Here is a 17,934-nt window from a genome sequence, read left to right as displayed (position 1 = left end):
CCTCGGCAGCTCACCTTCCGGCCGGTGAAGCGGCGGGCGTCGGGGTGGGTGCTCCTGAACCCACGCCCCGCTGCGCTTCATTGCCGCTGCGCCCCGCGTCCGAGTTTGTCCCTGTAGTATTCGCTGGTTGCGGCGGAGTGGCGCGGGGCTGGCCTGACCCATACACCTCTTCTTCCGCCGAGAGGGGGACATCTCGGGCCGCCTCGTCGGCCCCGACAGAGCCCCTCGCCCCTTCGTAGCGCGGCGGCTCTCCAGGCCTCGAGTAATCCACCCAGTACACCTTATCTGATCTTGCGTCCAGGTGAACGAACGTCGAGTTGGGGTAATATCCGACACCCGCGTTGCGGAAACCTCGGCAGAAATCGCGGACCACGGTGTTGGGCACGCCCTCGACCATGAAGTCGACGGCGCGGCCGAAGTTGTGGTTGGAGTGCGGCGTGTACTGGGTCGGAGAGTAGGGGCGATACCCGCTCACGACGCGGATGGTCCTGCCGCCGAAGTGGTCGCTCACCATGCCGATCAGCGTGGCGAGGCGCGGGTCGATGGGAATCGACGCGGTGGGCGACGCGCGCATCAGCCGGCTGAGCTTGGGGAGGGCCTTGGGGACGAGGCGCCCCTTCGACGTGAGCAGCTGGAGGTCGAGCCGCTCGGCGCCGCGCACCAGGCGGACCCAGCCGGGGCGCTTGGGCCGCTGCGCGTAGCGCTTGCCCGGCGGCATCGACCGGGGGTCGGGCTTCGGGTCCCGCTTCATCGACCCCTTGCCCAGGGGGCGGGTCTCGGCGCTCCGCTCCTTCGCGCTGGCGCCGCGGCTCCGCTCCGGCCCGTCGCGCAGCGAGGCCGCCCGGTTCGACGCGCCCGGCGCGGACCGGCCGCCCGGCTTGCCCCGCTCGGGGATCACGAGGACGAGCCCGGGGTGGATCCGCTGGCCAGGCTTGAGCCCGTTCGCCTCGCGGAGCGCGTCGACCGTGATGCGGTACCGCTTCGCGATCTTGCCGAGCGTCTGGCCGGCGTAGACGGTGTGCTGGCCGTCCTCGGCGACCGCCGCGCCGGAGGCGGCGAGCAGGACGAAGGCGGCCGCGAGGGCGGCGAGGGCAGAGCGCAGCCGCGATGACCGAGCGCGGGGCTCCAGGGCGGCGCCGGCGGGGAGGCCGCGGGGGCCGCAGAAACGCGAGAAGTCCGGATGCATGAGGCGACTCTGACCTGACGTCATCCGTGCCCGACGACCGAGCCCCGGACGGTGCTACCCTGGGCTGGCGCGCGCCGGCCGGCCATACCGGGGGCGCCGCACCGCGTATCGGGCTTCGATAGGCGGGCGAGAGGCGAGCGTAAAGCGGTTTTTTGCCCCGCGATCGACGGCGGTGCGAAGCTTCGCCGGAAGCGACCAGAAGCGATCAACGGGGATCGGGCGCGCGAGGGCCCGGGCAACGCGGCCCGGGCTCCCCTTTCTTCACCCAAGGCGGCGCGGACCAGGACGGACGGGATGTCGGAAGGCAAGAACTTGATCGGGGTCGACATCGGATCGAGCGCGATCAAGATCGCTCAGATCAAAGAAGGCCGTAAGGGCTACGGCCTCGTGCGGCTCGGCTACGCGCCGCTCGCGCCGCAGGCGATCGTCGACGGCCACGTCATGAACGCGCAGGCGATCGTCGAGGCGCTCGGCCGCGCCTTCTCCGACGCCAAGATCCGCCAGCGCGAGATCGCGCTCAGCATCAGCGGTCAGGCGGTCATCATCCGCAAGATCACGGTGCCGCTCATGACCGCCGCCGAGCTGGACGAGCAGATCCAGTGGGAGGCCGAGCAGCACATCCCCTTCGACATCAAGGACGTGCACGTCGACTACGAGGTGCTGCGCCGCCGCCCCGAGGCCGGGCAGATGGACCTCCTGCTCGTCGCCGCGAAGCGCGACGAGATCAACGACTACACGCAGATCGCCAGGACCGCGAAGCTCAAGCCCATGGTGGTCGACATCGACGCGTTCACCGTGCAGAACCTGTTCGAGGTGAACCGCGGCATCCCGCCGGACCAGACGTTCGCCATCATCAACGTCGGCGCGAGCCTCGCGTCGATCAACATCGTGTCGCGCGGCGCGAGCGCGTTCACCCGCGACATCGGCAACGGCGGCAACTACATCACCGAGCAGATCCAGCGGAAGCTCGGCATCAGCTTCGAGCAGGCCGAGGAGTTCAAGTGCGCCAGCGTGACCTCGGGCCCGGGCGGCGTGCCCGCCCAGGTCATCGAGACCATCGAGCAGGTGTGCGACTCCATCGCCGGGGAGATCCAGCGCTCGCTCGACTTCTTCCTGGCCACGAGCGGTGAGGGCGACATGCACCGCATCTACCTGACGGGCGGCTCGTCCAACCTGCCCGCGCTGCCCGCGGCGATCGGGCGGCGCGCCCGGGTCGCCGTCGAGCTGATCCAGCCGATGGAGCGCATCACCGTGGAAGCGAAGGAAGTCAACCAGGAGCTGCTCCGGCTCCGGGCGGCGCAGTTCTGCGTCTCGCTCGGGCTCGCGATGCGCAAGGACCGGGAGAAGCGCTCGTGATACGCGTCAACCTGCTCCCGCAACGGCGCGGCACGCGCGGGGCCGCCCCGCAGGCGAGCCAGCGCTGGCTGCTCGTCACGCTCGGCGTCGTGATCCTCGAGATCGTCGCGCTCTTCCTCTTCCACCAGACCAAGGTCGAGGAGCTCGAGGCGCAGTCGCAGAAGAACTCGGTCCTCCAGAGCCAGATCCAGGACATCCGCACGCTCGTCTCGAACCACGAGGAGATCAAGAAGTCGCTCGAGGTGCTCCGCGCGCGCGAGGACGCGATCGCGAAGCTCCAGGCGGCGCGCAGCGGGCCGACCGCGGTGCTGCTCGAGCTCGCGCAGCTCCTGACGAACGGCAAGGGGCCGACCGCCGACCCGGACAAGCTGGCGCAGCTCCGCAAGGAGAACCCGCTCGCCGTCTACAACCCCTCCTGGGACAGCCGGCGGCTGTGGCTCTCGAGCTACGTCGAGTCCGAGCGGACCGTGCGCGTCGAGGGGCTCGCGCGCGACGGCACCGACGTCTACGAGCTCGCCCAGCGGCTGAAGCTGTCGTCGTACTTCTATGACGTGCAGCTGCTCCCGGGGAAGAAAGAGAACGAGAAGGCGTCGCGGCTCGAGCTCGTCTCGTTCGCGCTGCAGCTGAAGGTGAGGTACTGATGGCCACGAAGCCCAACCCCGCGCCCGCCGGCTCGGCGCTCGACCGGCTGCCGCCGCTCGCCAAGGTCGGCGTCGGCGCGCTCTTCGCGGCGCTCGTCGGCATCCTGTACTTCGTCGGCTTCTACGCCGACGTGGACTCGCAGATTGAGGGCGCCGTGCAGAAGCAGCAGGCGCTCCAGGCGGAGCTCACCAAGGCGCAGGCGTCGAAGGCCGCCTACCAGAAGGACCTCGACGAGAAGACCCGGCGCGAGCAGCTGAGCCGCGAGCAGAAGAAGATCCTCCCGGACGAGTCCGAGACGCCGGCCTTCCTCTCCGCGATCCAGGGCGTCGCGACCGTCTCCGGCGTCAACCTGACGTCATGGAGCCCGACCGAGGAGATCCCGCAGGAGTTCTTCTCCAAGGTGCCGATGAAGCTGACGCTCTCCGGCAAGTTCCACCAGGTGGCGAAGTTCTTCCACGGCGTGGGGCAGCTCGACCGCATCATCAACCTCGAGGAGGTCCAGATCAAGCAGCCGAAGGTCGTGGGGACCGACGTCGAGGTCGAGGTGGAGTGCCTCGCGACCGCGTTCCGCGCCGTGCGCGCCGGAGAGACCCCGACGGCCGGCGTGAAGCGGCGGAGCGGCGGAGGTGTCCGGTGAGCGGCGGTCGCTTGCTGCTGCTCGCCCTCGGGGCGACCACGGCGTGGGCGCTCGCGCTCACCGGGTGCGAGGACGAGCCGGTGATCACCTCCGCCCAGCTGGGCGGCGCGGCCGCGCCGCAGGCCACCGCCTCGCCGCCGCGCACCCCCGCGGCCGGCGCCTCGGCGTCCGCGGCCCCGGACGCCGGCGCGCCCGAGATGCCGCCGCTGCCGCTCCGCGAGTTCCAGGAGGCCGACTTCTCCGAGAGCGACCGGAGCCGCGACCCGTTCCGGAGCTTCGAGTCGCTCTTCGCGACCCAGGCCCGGGGGCGGGTGACGATCCAGCGGCAGGTCCTCGTGGACCGCTTCGCGCTCGACGAGCTCAAGCTGGTCGGCGTCGTCTCGCGCGCGCCCGCCCGCGCGCTGCTCACCGACCCGACGGGGCTCGGGTGGGTGGCGAAGGTGGGCGACTTCGTCGGCAAGGCCGAGATCGTGCACGCGGGCGGCCCCACGGGCGTCGACGTGGCCGTGAACTGGCGCGTCGACCGGATCCGCGACTCCGACGTCGTCTTCATCCGCGAGGACCCGTCGCACCCGGAGATCCCGCCGACGACGCGCGTGATCGCGCTGCGTCCGCTCGGCGAGCAGAACGAGCCCGCCCCCTGACCGCCATGAATTGGGCCCGCCCCGGGCACCCGAAGTAGCCTCCCGGCAGCGTGACGCAGACCTCGCGTCACCGCGAAGCGGGAGTGCAATGAAGAGCAATCGAGACTATCGCCCGAAGCGGGGCGCGCTTCGCCGTGCTGCGGCGCTCGGGATGATGTTGATCCTCGGCGCTCCTGCGGGAGACGCAGACGCCGCGGCCCCGATCAAGGTCAGCGACGTCAGGCTCACGGCGCCGGCGGACGACCGGGCCCAGGTGGTCGTGGCGACGAGCGGCGCGCCGCGCTTCTCGGCGCGGGTCGCGGACGGCGGCAAGCGGCTCCTCATCGATCTCGACGGCGCCGAGATGAGCGGCGCGCCCGGCGCGATCACGAACGGCAACGCGATCGTGGCCGGGGTGATGACCCAGGGCTTCGGCAAGGCGGCCCAGCGCACGACGCGGGTGCTCGTGCAGCTCGCGCGCCCGGCGGCCTACCGAATCCGCGCCGACCAGGGCGCGCTCGTGATCGAGCTCGCCGCCGCCGACGCGACCGCGCCCATGGCGGCGCGGGCCCCGGCCGCCCCCGCGACGGCGGCGCCGGCGCGCGAGCCGGCGGCGATCACCGACGTGCGCTTCGAGCACCAGGCGACGCTCGACCGGGTGATCATCGAGCTCTCGTCGATCCCGAGCTACCGCGAGTCGACCGGCAAGGGGGGCCGCCGCGTCATCGAGCTCCAGGGCGTCCGGCTGCCCGACGCCCTCCAGCGCAAGCTCGACGTGGGCGCCTTCGGCGGCCCGGTGCGGGCGATCTCGACGTTCCGGCGCAACAGCGACGGCTCCAGGGTGGTCGTCGAGGTGGAGCAGGCCGAGGGCGCCTCGGGCGCCGTCGCGCGCGAGGGCAACACGCTCGTGCTCAGCGTCGCGCGGGGGGCGCTGCCCTCGACGCTCTCGGGGATCGGCGCCGACGGCGGCGCGGCGCGGCGGACCCGCACGGTGGCGCGCGAGGAGCTCGTCGACGGCGGCGCGCCGAAGGTGGAGACGTCGTTCGAGGGCATGGACGGGGTGGGGGCGGAGCCCGGCTTCGCGGGGCGCGGCCCCGACCAGCCGGCGGGCAGCCAGGAGTCGGTCGTCGAGCCCGACCAGGCCGGCGCCTTCATGCCCGCGCTCGCCGGGCAGCAGCGGCGGTTCACGGGGCGGCGCATCGACCTCGACCTGAAGGACGCGGACATCCACAACGTCCTCCGGCTGATCTCCGACGTCGGGCGGGTCAACATCGTGACCGCCGACAACGTGAGCGGGACGGTCACCATCCGGATGCGCAACGTCCCGTGGGACCAGGCGCTCGAGACGGTGCTCCAGGCCAAGGGCCTCGGCGTGGTGCGGCAGGGCAACATGATCCGCGTCGCCCCGATCGCCGACCTCAACAAGGAGCGGGAGCTCGCGATCGCGCGGCGCAAGAGCGAGCTCCAGCTCGCGCCGCTCGAGACGCGGCTCATCCCGATCAACTACGCGGACGCGGCGGACCTGCAGGATCGCTCGAAGGACATGCTGTCGCCGCGCGGCTCGCTCGCGGTCGACGAGCGGACCAACGTGCTCATCGCGCGCGACGTCGCGGGCAACCTGAACCAGATCGAGGAGCTGGTCCGCTCGCTCGACACGCAGACGCCGCAGGTCCTGATCGAGGCGCGCGTGGTCGAGGCGACGAGCCGCTACGTGCGCGACGTCGGCATCCAGTGGGGCGGCGACGGGACGTTCAGCGCGGCGACCGGCAACCCGACGGGGCTCGTGTTCCCGTCGGCGATCGGCGTCGCCGGCGGCGCGACCGACTCGAACGCCCCGACCGGCGGCCTCTCGCCGTTCACGAACCAGGTCGCGAACCCGAACTTCGCGGTCAACCTGCCGGCGATCGTCGGCACCGGGCAGGGCGGCGCGCTCGGCTTCACGCTCGGCTCGATCAACAACACGGTGAACCTCGGGGTCCGGCTCTCCGCGGCCGAGGCGAGCGGCATGCTGCGGATCATCTCGAGCCCGCGCATCCTCACGCTCGACAACCGGGAGGCGCGGATCAGCCAGGGCACGCTGATCCCGTTCTCGCAGATCAGCGCGCAGGGCGTGCAGACGACCTTCCAGGAGGCGAAGCTCCAGCTGCTCGTGAAGCCGCACGTCACGTCGGACGGCAGCGTCGCGATGCACGTGAAGATCAACCGCGACGAGCCCGACTTCAACCAGACCTCGGCCCGCGGCGACCCCACCATCCTGAAGCGCGAGGCGGAGACCGACCTCCTGATCATGGACGGGCACACGGCGGTGATCGGCGGGATCTTCACCCGCAACACCGGCCGGAACCTCGATCAGGTGCCGTTCTTCGGGGACATCCCCGTCCTCGGCCTGCTCTTCCAGCGGCGCCGCGCGAGCGACACGCGCAGCGAGCTCGTCATCTTCCTCACGCCGCGGATCGTGAACCGCGCCGAGGCCCTCGGCCGGTAACGCCCCGGCGGGGCGCGCGCCACCTCGACGGGGCGCGCGCGGGCCCCGCGCCCTTCAGACGCGCTTCCGCCGGGTCGCCTCCCGCATCAGCGGGACCGCGTCCGTCACGACCCCGCGCAGCCACGCCCGCGCGGGGTCGTCCTCGGTCCGGCTGTTCCACGCCATGGCGATCTCGAGGGGCGGCAGCTCGAACGGCAGGTCGAAGGTGCGGAGCGGCAGCAGGCTCGAGAAGGCCCGGCTGAGGCGCGTGGCCACGGTCGCCACGAGGTCCGACGCCGTGACGACGTGCGGCACGAGGAACACGTGCGGCACGGCCATGACCTCGCGGCGCGAGACGCCGCGCGACGCGATGAGCTCGTCCGCGACCCCCTCGTGCGCGCCGTGCCGGGGGATGACGACGTGCGGGAGGGCGGTGTAGGTCGGGAGGTCCACGCGACCGCGCGCGGTCGGGTGGCTCGCGCGCGCGAGCCCGGCGAAGCGGTCGTCGAAGAGCGTCACGCGGCGGAGATCGGAGGGGAGGGCGTCCCGCGAGAGGACGCCGATCGCGAGGTCGATCTCGCCGTTCCGGAGCGCGTCCGCGGCGCGGGCGTCGAGGGGCAGCAGGTGGAGCGCGAGCCTCGGACCGCCCTGCGCGAGCGCCGCGTTCAGCTGCGGCAGGAGGAGGAGCTGCACGTACTCCGTCGTGGCGATCCGGAACGTGCGGTCGCTCCTCGCGGGATCGAAGGCCGGCGCCGGCCCGCCGAAGAGCCTCGTGAGATCGTGCATGAGCGCCGCGACCTGCGGGGTCATCGCCTCGGCGCGCGAGGTGAGCGCCATCTGGCGGCCGACCCGGATGAGCAGCGGGTCGGCGAAGAGCTCGCGCAGCCGCGTGAGCGCGTGGCTCATCGCCGGCTGGCTGAGCCCCACCCGGCGCGCCGCGAGGGTCACGCTGCGCTCCTGGAGCAGCGCGTCGAGCGCGATCACGAGGTTCACGTCGATCGCAGAGAGATTCACGGGTGGAATATATACATGGATGCGTATTCCCGGAGTGGATACTTACGTTATCTTGCGCGCCGGGCGCGGGCGCGCTGGAACATGCGGCGACGCGAGGTGACGCGAGGTGACGCGAGGCGACGCGAGGCCAGCGGGGCGACGCGAGGCCAGCGAGGCGGGCGAGGTGGCGCGGCGGCGCGCCTTGACGCGGCCGGTCGCCCGCTTGCGGGCGCTGGTCGTGCGGCCGCCATGGCTGCTAGGGTCGCCCGCGGCTCCCCCTGACCGGCGGCGCCCCGCGGAGACCATGACATCGCCCGTTCTGCTCGGGGGGATCGACTTCTTCCACCTCATGAACGATCGCGCCATGCGATCGCGCGGCCAGGCCGGGAACCACTGCCTGTACGTGCTCGAGCTCGACGGCCGCCTCGACATGGCCCGGCTCGCGGCGCGCCTCGAGCGCGCCACCCAGGTGCTGCCCGAGCTCCGCTTCCGGCTCGACAACAGCGTGCTCGGCCGGGCGGGGCGGCCCCGCTGGGTCGTCGACCACCACCGGCGCGCCCCCGAGCCGCGCCTCCACGAGGTCGCGGGCGAGCGCGAGCGCGCGGCGCGCATCGAGGCGCTGCTCGCGGACCGGACCTCCGGGGAGCGGCCGTGGGCGCTCGACGTCGTGCGCGGGGCGGGGGAGGGCGACACGGTCGTGCTCCGCCACTTCCACGCGCTCACGGACGGCAAGGGCGCCGACCGGCTCGTCGCCTGGCTCGGCTCCGGCAGCGGCGACGCGCCCGACGACCCGCCGCTCCGGCAGGAGCGGCACGACGCCCCCGAGCGCCTCCTCGCGCCCCTGAGCCGCGACGAGCGGCTCGCCCTCGCGCGCGCCTACAAGGCCCACGTCCTCGCGCTCGGCCGCGCGCCGATCCTGTCGCTCGCGCGGGCCTGCGCGAGCGACAGGATCGGCGCGCGGGCGCGGCCCACGGGCTCGCGCGTCCTCCGGCTCACGCTCTCGGCGGAGGAGACCCGCGCCTTCGACGCCCGGGTGCGGCAGAAGGCGCGGCTCGCCGAGTCGAGCCTCATGCTGATCGCGGCGACCCGGCTCGCCGACAGGGCGCTCGTGGGCCGCGGCTTCGCCCCGCCGCACCACGTGATCCCGCTGCCGCTCTCGCTCGACCCGAAGGTGGGCGCGCGGCGGCTGTTCGGCAATCACCTCACGATGGTCCTGCTCTCCCTCGGCCGCGACGAGCTCCACGACGACGCCCGCGCGGTGGCCCGCCTGGCCGAGCAGCAGCGCGCCATGGTGCGCGACCGGCTCGACCTCGGGATGATCGCCGCGCTCGACCTGGCGCGCTGGCTGCCCGGGCCGGTCTACCGCTGGCTCGGCGACCAGCCGTTCCAGGGCGAGCTCGCCTCGCTGATCGTCTCGAACCCCGGCGCCGTGACGGTGGAGCGGTTCGCGGGGCTGCCCGTGCGGTCGGCGTACCCGCTGCCCGCGGTCGTCACGCCGCCGGGCTTCCAGGTCATCTTCAGCCGCTTCGGCGGGCGCCTGTCGGCGTCGATCGTCCACGGCGACGGGCTGCTCGGCCCGGACGAGGCGGCGGCGATGCCGGAGGCGCTCCGCGCCGAGCTGCTCGGAGAGCCCGGGCCGCCGGCCGCGGGCGGGGTATAAGGGGCGGCGTCATGCGTACGTTCGATATCGTCATCATCGGCAGCGGCATCGCCGGCGGCCTCCTCGCGCGGCAGCTCCGCCTCACGTGCCCCGACCTCGGGGTCCTCGTGCTCGAGGCCGCCGAGGCGATGGAGGACTACAAGGTCGGCGAGAGCACGGTCGAGGTCGCGGCGAACTACATGGTTCGCCGGCTGAACCTCGGCACGTACCTTTACCAGCACCAGCTGCCCAAGAACGGGCTCCGCTTCTTCTTCGACTCGCAGGGCAAGGACCTCCCGCTCCCCCGGATGAGCGAGATCGGCTCCGACCACATGCCGTTCCACCCGAGCTTCCAGCTGGAGCGCGCGCGGCTGGAGCGCGATCTGGTCGCCATGAACCGCGCCGCGGGCGCCGAGGTGGAGCTCGGCGCCAAGGTGGTCGACGTCGCGATCGACGGGCGCGGGCGGCACAAGGTCGTCTACGAGCAGGGCGGCGAGCGGCGCGAGGTCGCCTGCCGCTGGGTGTGCGACGCGTCCGGGCGGCGGCACGTGCTCTGGCGCAAGCTCGGCGTGAAGGTGCACAAGGAGACGCGCCTCAACACGGCGGCCGCGTGGGGGCGCTACCGCGGCGTGGCGGGCCTCGACGCCGTCGCCGACCCGGCGTGGCGGTCGCGCGCGCGGTACACCTCGCGCCACCTGTCGACGAACCACTTCATGTACGACGGGTACTGGATCTGGTTCATCCCGCTCGCCGGCGACCTGATGAGCGTGGGTGTCGTGTTCGACAAGGACCGGATCGGCGAGGGGTCGGGGGCGGCGCTGACCGGGCCGCGCACGCGCGCGGACTTCGAGCGCTTCCTCGGCGCCCACCGCGCCGCGCGCGAGCTGCTCGAGGGGGCGGAGCTCGAGGACTTCCAGGGCTACGCCCACCTGCCGTACCACGCAGATCGGTACTTCTCGACCGACCGTTACGCCGTCACCGGCGAGGCGGGCGCGTTCACCGATCCGTTCTACAGCCCCGGATCCGATTTCATCGCGACAGCGAACGAGTTCATCACGCAGATGATCCTCTCCGACGTGGCCGGCGACAGGGCCGCCTTCGAGGAGAAGGTCGCCGCCTACGACGCGTACTATCGATTCAAGTACGACAGCACGCTCCGGCTCTACGAGCGCATGTACCCGGTGTTCGGCAGCTTCGAGCTCTACCGGCTCAAGTACCTGCTCGACTTCAACAACTATTACAACCTCGTCGTCTGGCCGTTCATGGCCGATCGCGTGACGGACGTGGGCTGGATCCGGGAGGAGCTCAGGTTCACCGATCTCGTGCTGCGCGCCCTCTCCACGATGGGCGAGCACTTCGCGTCGCTCGCGAGCGACCTGCGCGCGCGCGGCGAGTACTTCGCGCAGAACGAGGGGCGGTTCGCCAACGGGCTGAACGGCGTCGCGCAGCTGGAGACGCGGCTCGGGCCGGCGATCGACGAGCGCTTCCGGCGGGAGCAGGTCGACCGGGCGTACGGGAGCGTCTTCGCGGCGCTCGTCGAGCGGCGGCTCGGCGAGCAGGGCCTGTCGGACCGCGCGTGCGTCGTCTCGGAGCTCAAGCTGCCGCAGGTGCTCGTGTTCCGCGACATCACGCCCGAGCGGCTCTCGCGGCTCCTCCAGCGCGTCGCGGAGCGGATGACCAGGGAGCTCCGCGACGAGTTCCCGGACGCAGGGATCGAGCGGGTAGAGCTCGGGGCGGGCGGCGAGGTGTCGGTGACCGGGCTCGACGCGGGGACCGCAGCGCACGCAGCGGTGCTGTCCCGGGCGCACGCGCTCTGGGACGCATCGGCGGGGTCGCTCGCGCATGTCGCCCTCTAGCTTCCTGGGGCGGTGAGTAGAAGGCGACACGGCTCGCTGTGGGGGGAAGACGTATATCCGGCTGCTCGCGATAGGCGCGCGATGCGGCGGGATGGCCTTGCCTTTCGTGGCCGGATTGGATTGCATGATCCTTGAACCAACCTCGATGAGCGGGGGCTCACGATCGAGGGGGAACAGGGGTCGAAGGGGCGTGACTCCGCCGGAATGGTGAGGAGACGTGTACCCGGGGTCGGTCATACGGTGATCCCGGCTACCATCGGACGACGTCGAGAGGAGCAGAGCGTTGCAGGCACCTCGGGGGTACCGGATCGAAGGCGTGATGCAGACCAACGAGGGCTGGATCACTGCCTATGCCACGCGCGAGAGCGACGGGCGGCGCGTGCTCCTCAAGGCCCACGCCGATTCACCGCGTCACGCCGCGGGCTCGGCCGCGGGCGCGCTCCTGAACGAGCTCGAGATCGCGAGAGGCCTCGACCCGGAAAGGGTGCTGCACGCCGCCGCGATCGAGCGGGAAGACAGCAGGGCTTTCCTCGTCTTCGAGGACGCGGGGCTCGTGCCGCTCGGCGCGATCCTCGAGCGATCTCCGCTCCGGATCGAGCGGTTCCTCGCGCTCGCCGTGGCCATGGCGGACGCGCTGTCCGAGGTGCACCGGGGCGGCGTCATCCACAAGGACATCAAGCCGCAAAGCTTCCTCGTCGAGCCGAAGAGCGGCGCGGTCCGGCTGACCCACCTCGTGGCCGCGACCCGCCTGCCGAAGGAGCACGCCTGGCCGCACGGCGCGCAGAGCGCCGTCGTCGAGGCAAAGCTCCCCTACATGTCGCCGGAGCAGACGGGCCGCATGAACAGGGCGCTCGACTGGCGCACGGACCTCTACTCGCTCGGGGTGGTCTTCTACGTGATGCTGGCCGGGCGCCTGCCGTTCGACGCGGCGGGGCCGCTCGAATGGATGCACTGCCACCTCGCGCGGCCCCCCGCGCCGCTGCCCGAGGACGCCGTGCCCAGGGCCGTGGCCGACATCGTCATGAAGCTCCTGGAGAAGGACGCGGAGGCGCGGTACCAGAGCGCAAGCGGGCTGTCACAGGACCTGCGCGCGTGCCAGCGCTCGCTGCGCGACGCCGGCCGGATCGAGCGATTCCCGCTCGGCCGACACGACGTCTCCAGCCAGCTCCGCACGCCGCACCGGCTGTACGGGCGCGAGCAGGAGGCGGAGCGCTACCTCGCGGCCTTCGACCGCGTGCTCCGGGGCAGCCGGGAGATGATCGCCGTCACCGGGTACTCCGGAATCGGCAAGTCGTCGCTCGTCCACGAGATCTACAAACCCCTCACGCGAGAGCACGGGTATTTCGTCTCGGGCAAGTTCGACCAGCTCCACCGAGGGATCCCCTACTCCGCGGTCATCCAGGCGCTCAAGGGCCTGCTCCGGCAGGTGCTGGCCGCGAGCGCGGAGAGGGTCGACGACGCGCGGCGCGCGCTGGAGAGCGCCCTCGGGCGGAACGCGTGGCTGCTCGTCGAGATGCTCCCCGAGATCGGGATCATCCTCGGCGCCGAGCACATCGAGCCCGCCCCGCCGGGGCTCAGCCCGGCGGAGACCCAGCACCGCCTCATGCTCGCGTTCCGGAGCCTCCTCCGGGCGTTCTGCGCGCGCGAGCACCCGCTCGTGCTCTTCCTCGACGATCTGCAGTGGGCCGACGCCGGCTCGATCTGGCTCATCGAGGGGATCCTCGACGGCGACGACCTCGGGCCGTTCCTCCTCGTCGGGGCGTACCGCGACAACGAGGTGAGCGACGGAGACCCGCTGCTCGTCACGCTGCGCTCGGTGCAGGCGCGGGGCGTGACCGTGAGCACCCTGGAGCTCGCGCCGCTGTCGTTCGCGTCGCTCCAGCAGGTCGTGGCCGACACGCTGAAGCTCGCGCCGGGAGAGGTGGAGCCGCTCGCGCGGCTGGTCATGCGCAAGACCGAGGGGAACCCGTTCTTCGCCGGCCAGTTCCTCCAGGCGCTCCACGCGGACGGGCTCGTCCACTTCTCCCCGGAAGAGCGCCGGTTCCGCTGGGATCTCGCGAAGATCGAGGCGCGCGGGCTCACCGAGAACGCGGTCGAGCTGATGAGCGGGAGGGTGCGCAGCCTGAACGCCGAGGCCGTCGAGATCCTGCGGCTCGCGGCCTGCATCGGCGGCACGTTCGACCTGGAGACGCTGTCCGTCATCGCCGGCCTCGACAGGGCGGAGACAGCGCGCCGCCTCGAGCCGGCGATCCGCAGCGAGTACGTCCTGTGCAGCGCGAGCGAGCTCCCGGAGATGAAGGTCGACGCGGCGCCCGCCGTCCGGTTCCGCTTCCTGCACGACCGCGTGCAGCAGGCGGCTTACGGCCTCATCGAGGAGGCGCAGCGCAAGGCGGTCCACCTCCAGATCGGCCGGCGGCTGCTCGCGGGCACGACGGCCGAGGAGCGCGCCGAGCGCCTGTTCGAGATCGTCGAGCAGCTCGATCAGGGGCTCGATCTCGTGAGCGACGAGGAGGAGCGCCTCGCCATCGCGCGGATCAACCTGGAGGCGGCGATCCGGGCGAAGCAGTCGACCGTCTACGCCGCCGCGCGGCGCTACCTCGAGGCAGGCCGCCGCCTGCTGCCGGAGGACGCGCTCGCCGCGCACGACGAGCTCGCGTTCGCGCTGCTCCGGCAGCTGGCCGAGGTGGAGTACCTGCTCGGGGCGCTGGACGCCGCGGACGCGCTGATCACCGAGGCGCTCGGCTGCGCGCGGACCTCCGTCGAGCAGGCGGATCTCCTGCGGCTGCGCGTGGTGCAGTTCGCGATGCGCGCGCGCTTCGGCGAAGCGGCGGAGGCCGGGCGCGAGGCGCTCGCCCTGGTCGGCGTCGCGCTCCCGACGCTCTCCGCCGCGGCCGAGATCGAGGCGCTGGTCGAGGCCGAGGCCGCGAGCGTCGAGCGGCTGCTCGCCGGGCGGACCCCGGCCTCGCTGATCGATGCGCCGGAGATCGCCGACGAGCGACAGCGGCTGGCGGTCCGCGTGCTGAACGACCTGATCCCGCCGCTCTACATGCTCAACCAGGAGCGGCTCAATTTCCTCGTCTGCTGCAGCATCGTGCGGATCTCGCTCGAGCACGGCCTCGCGCCCGAGGCGTCGTACGGCTTCGCGATGTACGGCTCGTGGCTCGGCCACTTCGATGGCCGCTACCGGCAGGGCTACGAGTTTGCCCGGCTGGCCGTCGAGGTGGGCCGCAGGTTCCAGGTGCAGGGGGATCTGTGCCGCGCTTGCTACATCCTCGGCAACAACATCCAGTCATGGGTGCGCCCGCTCGAGGAGGCGGACGCGCTGTTCCGGGAGGGCTACCGCGCCGCGATGGACGCGGGGGATCTCCAGTTCGCCGGCTACTCCCTCGCCTACCTGCTCCTCAACCCGTTCCTCCGCGGCGCGAGCGCGCGCGGCCTGCTCGAGGAGCTGCCCGGCGCGCTGCGCGTCACGCGGCGGCTCCAGCACACGCTCGCGACAGACACCCTCCTCGGCCTGCTGCTCGCGCTGCGGGACCTGACCGGCGGCGACGCGGCGTCGGCCAGCGAGCCGCTGCTGCGAGGCCTGACCGGCGACGACGCGACGTCGGCCGGCGAGCCGCTGACGGAGGCGCGGTACCTCGCCGACTGCGCCGCGCACGAGACCAGCTACGCGCTCTGCCATTACCAGATCCTCAGGACGATGTGCGCCTACCTGCATGGCGCTCCGGCGGAGGCGCTGCGCTTCGCGGACCAGGCCGAGGCGAGCCTCGGCTTCATCGCCGGCAAGTACCAGACGGCGGCGCTGCGGTTCTACCGGGCGCTCGCCCTCGCGGCCGTCCTCCCGGCGGCGGGGGAGGGCGAGCGGGCGCGGCTGCGCGCCGATCTCGACGCGTGCCGGGAGCGGCTGCGCGGCTGGTTCGAGGGCTGCCCGGAGAACTTCTCGCACAAGCGCGCGCTCGTGGAGGCGGAGGCGGCGCGCCTCGACGGGAGGGTGGACGACGCGGCCCGGCTCTACGACGACGCCATCGCGCTGGCGCGGCAGCACGGGTTCGTCAACGTCGAGGCCATCGCCTGCGAGCTCGCGGGCCGCTTCTGGCTGGCGCGCGGCAGGGCGCGCGTCGCGCAGGACTACCTGGCCGACGCGCTGCTCGCCTACCGGCGCTGGGACGTCGGCCGCAAGGCGCTGCTGCTCGCCCGGGAGTTCCCCGCGCTCAGGCAGGAGCGCGACGCGGTCCCCCTCCGGGCCGCGCGCGCGGACGTCTTCGACGTGGACACGCTGTTTCAGGCGGCGCGCGCGCTGTCCCAGGAGCTCGTGCTCGACCGGCTCCTCGGCAGCATGGTGCAGGTGCTCGTCGAGAACGCGGGCGCGGAGCGGGGGACGCTCCTGCTCGCGCGCGGCGAGGGCCTCGTGCTCGTGGCGCAGGGGGTGGCGCACCCGCCGGAGCACCGGGCGCTGCCGTACCTGCCGCTCGAGGAGCGCAGCGGCGAGGTCTGCACGTCCGCGGTGCGGCTCGCCGTGCGCACGCGGCAGAGCGTGATCTCGGCCAACGCGTCCCGGGATCCGGCGCTGCGGGACGACCCTCACGTCAGCGCGCACGGGGTGAAGTCGCTGCTCTGCGCGCCGCTCCTGCACAAGGGGCGCGTGCTGGGCGTCGTTCACCTCGAGAACAACCTGCTCGAGGGGCTCTTCGGGCCTGAGCGCCTCGAGCTCCTCCACCTGCTCGCCGCGCAGGCGGCGGTGTCGCTGGACAACGCCCTCGTCCACGAGAACCTCGAGCGGATGGTCGAGGAGCGCACGCGCGAGCTGCGGGCCACGCAGCAGCAGCTCGTCGAGCGCGAGGCGCACCTCCGGGCGCTCATCGACGCGCTGCCGCAGTCGATCTTGCGGGTCGATCGCGAGGGCCGGTGCTTCGAGTACCGGCCGCGCCGCGGCGGCGCGGAGCTCGGCGCGGGCGCGGTCCCGTCGTTGCTGGCCGAGCTCGTGCCTGCCGCCGAGGTGCCGCGGCTGCTCGAGCTGATCGAGCGCTCGATCGATCGGGCCACCATCGAGCGGGCGGAGTTCTGCGCGGGGGGCGCCGGGGGGCGCCGGCACGTCGAGGTGAGCATCACGGCCCTGGGTGGTGGGCGCCTCGAGGCGATCGTCTCGCTGATGGATGTGACCGAGCTCAAGCAGCGCGAGGCGGAGGAGGCGCTGCTGCGGGAGCGGGAGATCGCGCTGGAGGCGCAGGTGGAGGCGCTCGGGGCGCTGTCGACGCCTGTCGTGCCGATCTCCCGGAACGTGGTGGTGATGCCGGTGGTCGGGGAGCTCGACGCGCGCCGTGGCGAGCGGATGCGCGCCGCGTTGCTCGAGCAGATCGCCGCGCGGAAGACCCGCATCGCGATCCTCGACGTCACGGGCGTCCCCGAGCTCGACGAGCGCGCGACCGCCGATTTCGAGCGGACGGCGGGCGCGGTCCGTCTGCTCGGCGGGGAGCTGGTGCTGACCGGCCTTGGCCCGCAGGCCGCGCGGCGTCTGGTCGAGCGTGGCATCTCGCTCTCGCGGGTGAGGACGTTTCTCACGCTCCAGGAGGGCGTCAGGTTCGCGCTCCGGCAGCGCGGGGTGGGCGCGTAGCCCCCCGCCGCCCCGCCGCCGCCGCCGCCCCGCCGCCGCCGCCGCCGCCGCCGCCGCCGCCGTCGCCCGCCCCGTGGCTGCCTGCCGGCCCCCCCGGCGGTTCCTCCCGCCGATCGCCCGCGGTTTCTCCTGTACGCGCGCTCGTTCCGCAGTATCACAGGCGCCGATGCGGTGGAGAGCAGCGGGTGGGCGAGTGGGTCAGTGGGCGGTCTCCCTGGCGCTGTCGGCGGGCGCTGTTGGTGCGTGCGTGGGAGCGGCTGCCGAGGGTGGCGCGCGTCCTGCGTCGCAGGATTCCCCGGATCCCGGCTGGATCTCCGCGGCGACGTCTGACGCTGGCGGTGCTCCGCGGTGTCCGCATGGTGCGCTGGAGGATCCGCATCGTGGTTTCGTGCGGTGTCTGGAGCCGGGCGAGGCGGATGCTGGCTGGCTCCCGCCGTCGCCGCAGCCCGAGCCCTCGCCGGACGACGCTGGCGCCCTGCCTGACGGCGGCGCCCCTGACGCCGCTCCCATCGACGGTGGCGTTCCTGACGCCTCGGTCGTCTCGGCTCCGCCTCCGCTCGTGGAGGTCAGGGAGCCGGAGTTCATGAACGGCGATGTCCCGAACGTGGCCAAGCGGCTCGAGAAGGTCTCCACCGATCTCGCGCAGTGTGTCGCCAACAATGGCGGCCTGTCGGGCGCCTCTGGCAGCGTGAAGATCCAGTTCCTGGTCCGTGTCCGCGGCCGTGCCGAGGGCGTCGAGATCCTCGAATCCCGTGGCGTGACCCCTGACGCTCAGCGCTGCATCCGTCAGTTCCTCAAGAACCGACCCATCGGCGCTCCCAGCGCCGATCCCGTGGGCGTCACCGTCACCCTCTCCCTTCGCGCCGCGAAATAAGTCCCCGCCCCCCAGAGATCGTCCGCCGCCCCCACGCCCACCCCCCCATCAGG

At 72.6% G+C, this 17,934-nt stretch carries 11 protein-coding genes; 9 read left to right on the top strand and 2 right to left on the bottom strand.

Annotation, left to right across the window (positions count from 1 at the left end; translation table 11 throughout):
- Positions 1–10: 10 nt before the first annotated feature.
- A complete protein-coding gene (locus WME89_RS38600; RefSeq protein WP_438004594.1) occupies positions 11–1,186 on the bottom strand; it encodes a DUF882 domain-containing protein in 1,176 nt (391 codons plus the stop codon).
- 294 nt (positions 1,187–1,480) lie between these two features.
- Here WME89_RS38600 and pilM point away from each other — a divergent pair, with 294 nt between their 5' ends.
- The 5 genes from pilM to pilQ all read left to right on the top strand — a co-directional run bounded on the left by pilM (position 1,481) and on the right by pilQ (position 6,929).
- Positions 1,481–2,542: a type IV pilus assembly protein PilM gene (gene pilM, locus WME89_RS38595; RefSeq protein WP_437303898.1), complete on the top strand. Its 1,062-nt coding sequence runs from the start codon at positions 1,481–1,483 to the stop codon at positions 2,540–2,542.
- Positions 2,539–3,183, top strand: coding sequence for a PilN domain-containing protein (locus WME89_RS38590; protein WP_437619750.1), 645 nt, complete (start codon positions 2,539–2,541; stop codon positions 3,181–3,183). Before pilM ends, WME89_RS38590 begins: the two co-directional genes overlap by 4 nt.
- A complete protein-coding gene (locus tag WME89_RS38585; RefSeq protein WP_438004593.1) occupies positions 3,183–3,821 on the top strand; it encodes a type 4a pilus biogenesis protein PilO in 639 nt (212 codons plus the stop codon). The genes WME89_RS38590 and WME89_RS38585 overlap by 1 nt, the downstream gene beginning before the upstream one ends.
- Entirely contained in the window at positions 3,818–4,465 is a 648-nt protein-coding gene (locus tag WME89_RS38580) for a pilus assembly protein PilP (RefSeq protein ID WP_438004592.1), read from the top strand. Before WME89_RS38585 ends, WME89_RS38580 begins: the two co-directional genes overlap by 4 nt.
- 88 nt (positions 4,466–4,553) lie before the next feature.
- Entirely contained in the window at positions 4,554–6,929 is a 2,376-nt protein-coding gene (pilQ, locus tag WME89_RS38575) for a type IV pilus secretin PilQ (protein ID WP_438004591.1), read from the top strand.
- Positions 6,930–6,983: 54 nt separating this feature from the next.
- Here pilQ and WME89_RS38570 read toward each other — a convergent pair whose 3' ends face one another.
- Complete coding sequence (locus tag WME89_RS38570; RefSeq protein WP_438004590.1) at positions 6,984–7,922, bottom strand: LysR family transcriptional regulator; 939 nt, start codon at positions 7,920–7,922, stop codon at positions 6,984–6,986.
- A 283-nt stretch (positions 7,923–8,205) separates the two neighbouring features.
- Here WME89_RS38570 and WME89_RS38565 point away from each other — a divergent pair, with 283 nt between their 5' ends.
- The 4 genes from WME89_RS38565 to WME89_RS38550 all read left to right on the top strand — a co-directional run bounded on the left by WME89_RS38565 (position 8,206) and on the right by WME89_RS38550 (position 17,881).
- Positions 8,206–9,561, top strand: coding sequence for a hypothetical protein (locus WME89_RS38565; protein ID WP_438004589.1), 1,356 nt, complete (start codon positions 8,206–8,208; stop codon positions 9,559–9,561).
- Positions 9,562–9,572: 11 nt separating this feature from the next.
- Entirely contained in the window at positions 9,573–11,396 is a 1,824-nt protein-coding gene (locus tag WME89_RS38560) for an NAD(P)/FAD-dependent oxidoreductase (protein ID WP_438004588.1), read from the top strand.
- A 283-nt stretch (positions 11,397–11,679) separates the two neighbouring features.
- Positions 11,680–17,007: an AAA family ATPase gene (locus WME89_RS38555; RefSeq protein WP_438004587.1), complete on the top strand. Its 5,328-nt coding sequence runs from the start codon at positions 11,680–11,682 to the stop codon at positions 17,005–17,007.
- A 583-nt stretch (positions 17,008–17,590) separates the two neighbouring features.
- Positions 17,591–17,881, top strand: coding sequence for a hypothetical protein (locus tag WME89_RS38550; RefSeq protein WP_437659848.1), 291 nt, complete (start codon positions 17,591–17,593; stop codon positions 17,879–17,881).
- The last annotated feature ends 53 nt before the right edge of the window (positions 17,882–17,934 follow it).

Origin of the sequence: Sorangium sp. So ce321 (assembly GCF_051530195.1) — a bacterium.
Classification (GTDB): domain Bacteria; phylum Myxococcota_A; class Polyangia; order Polyangiales; family Polyangiaceae; genus Sorangium.
Note: the sequence above shows the minus strand (reverse complement) of the source record. Positions and strands in the feature narration are given on the sequence as shown.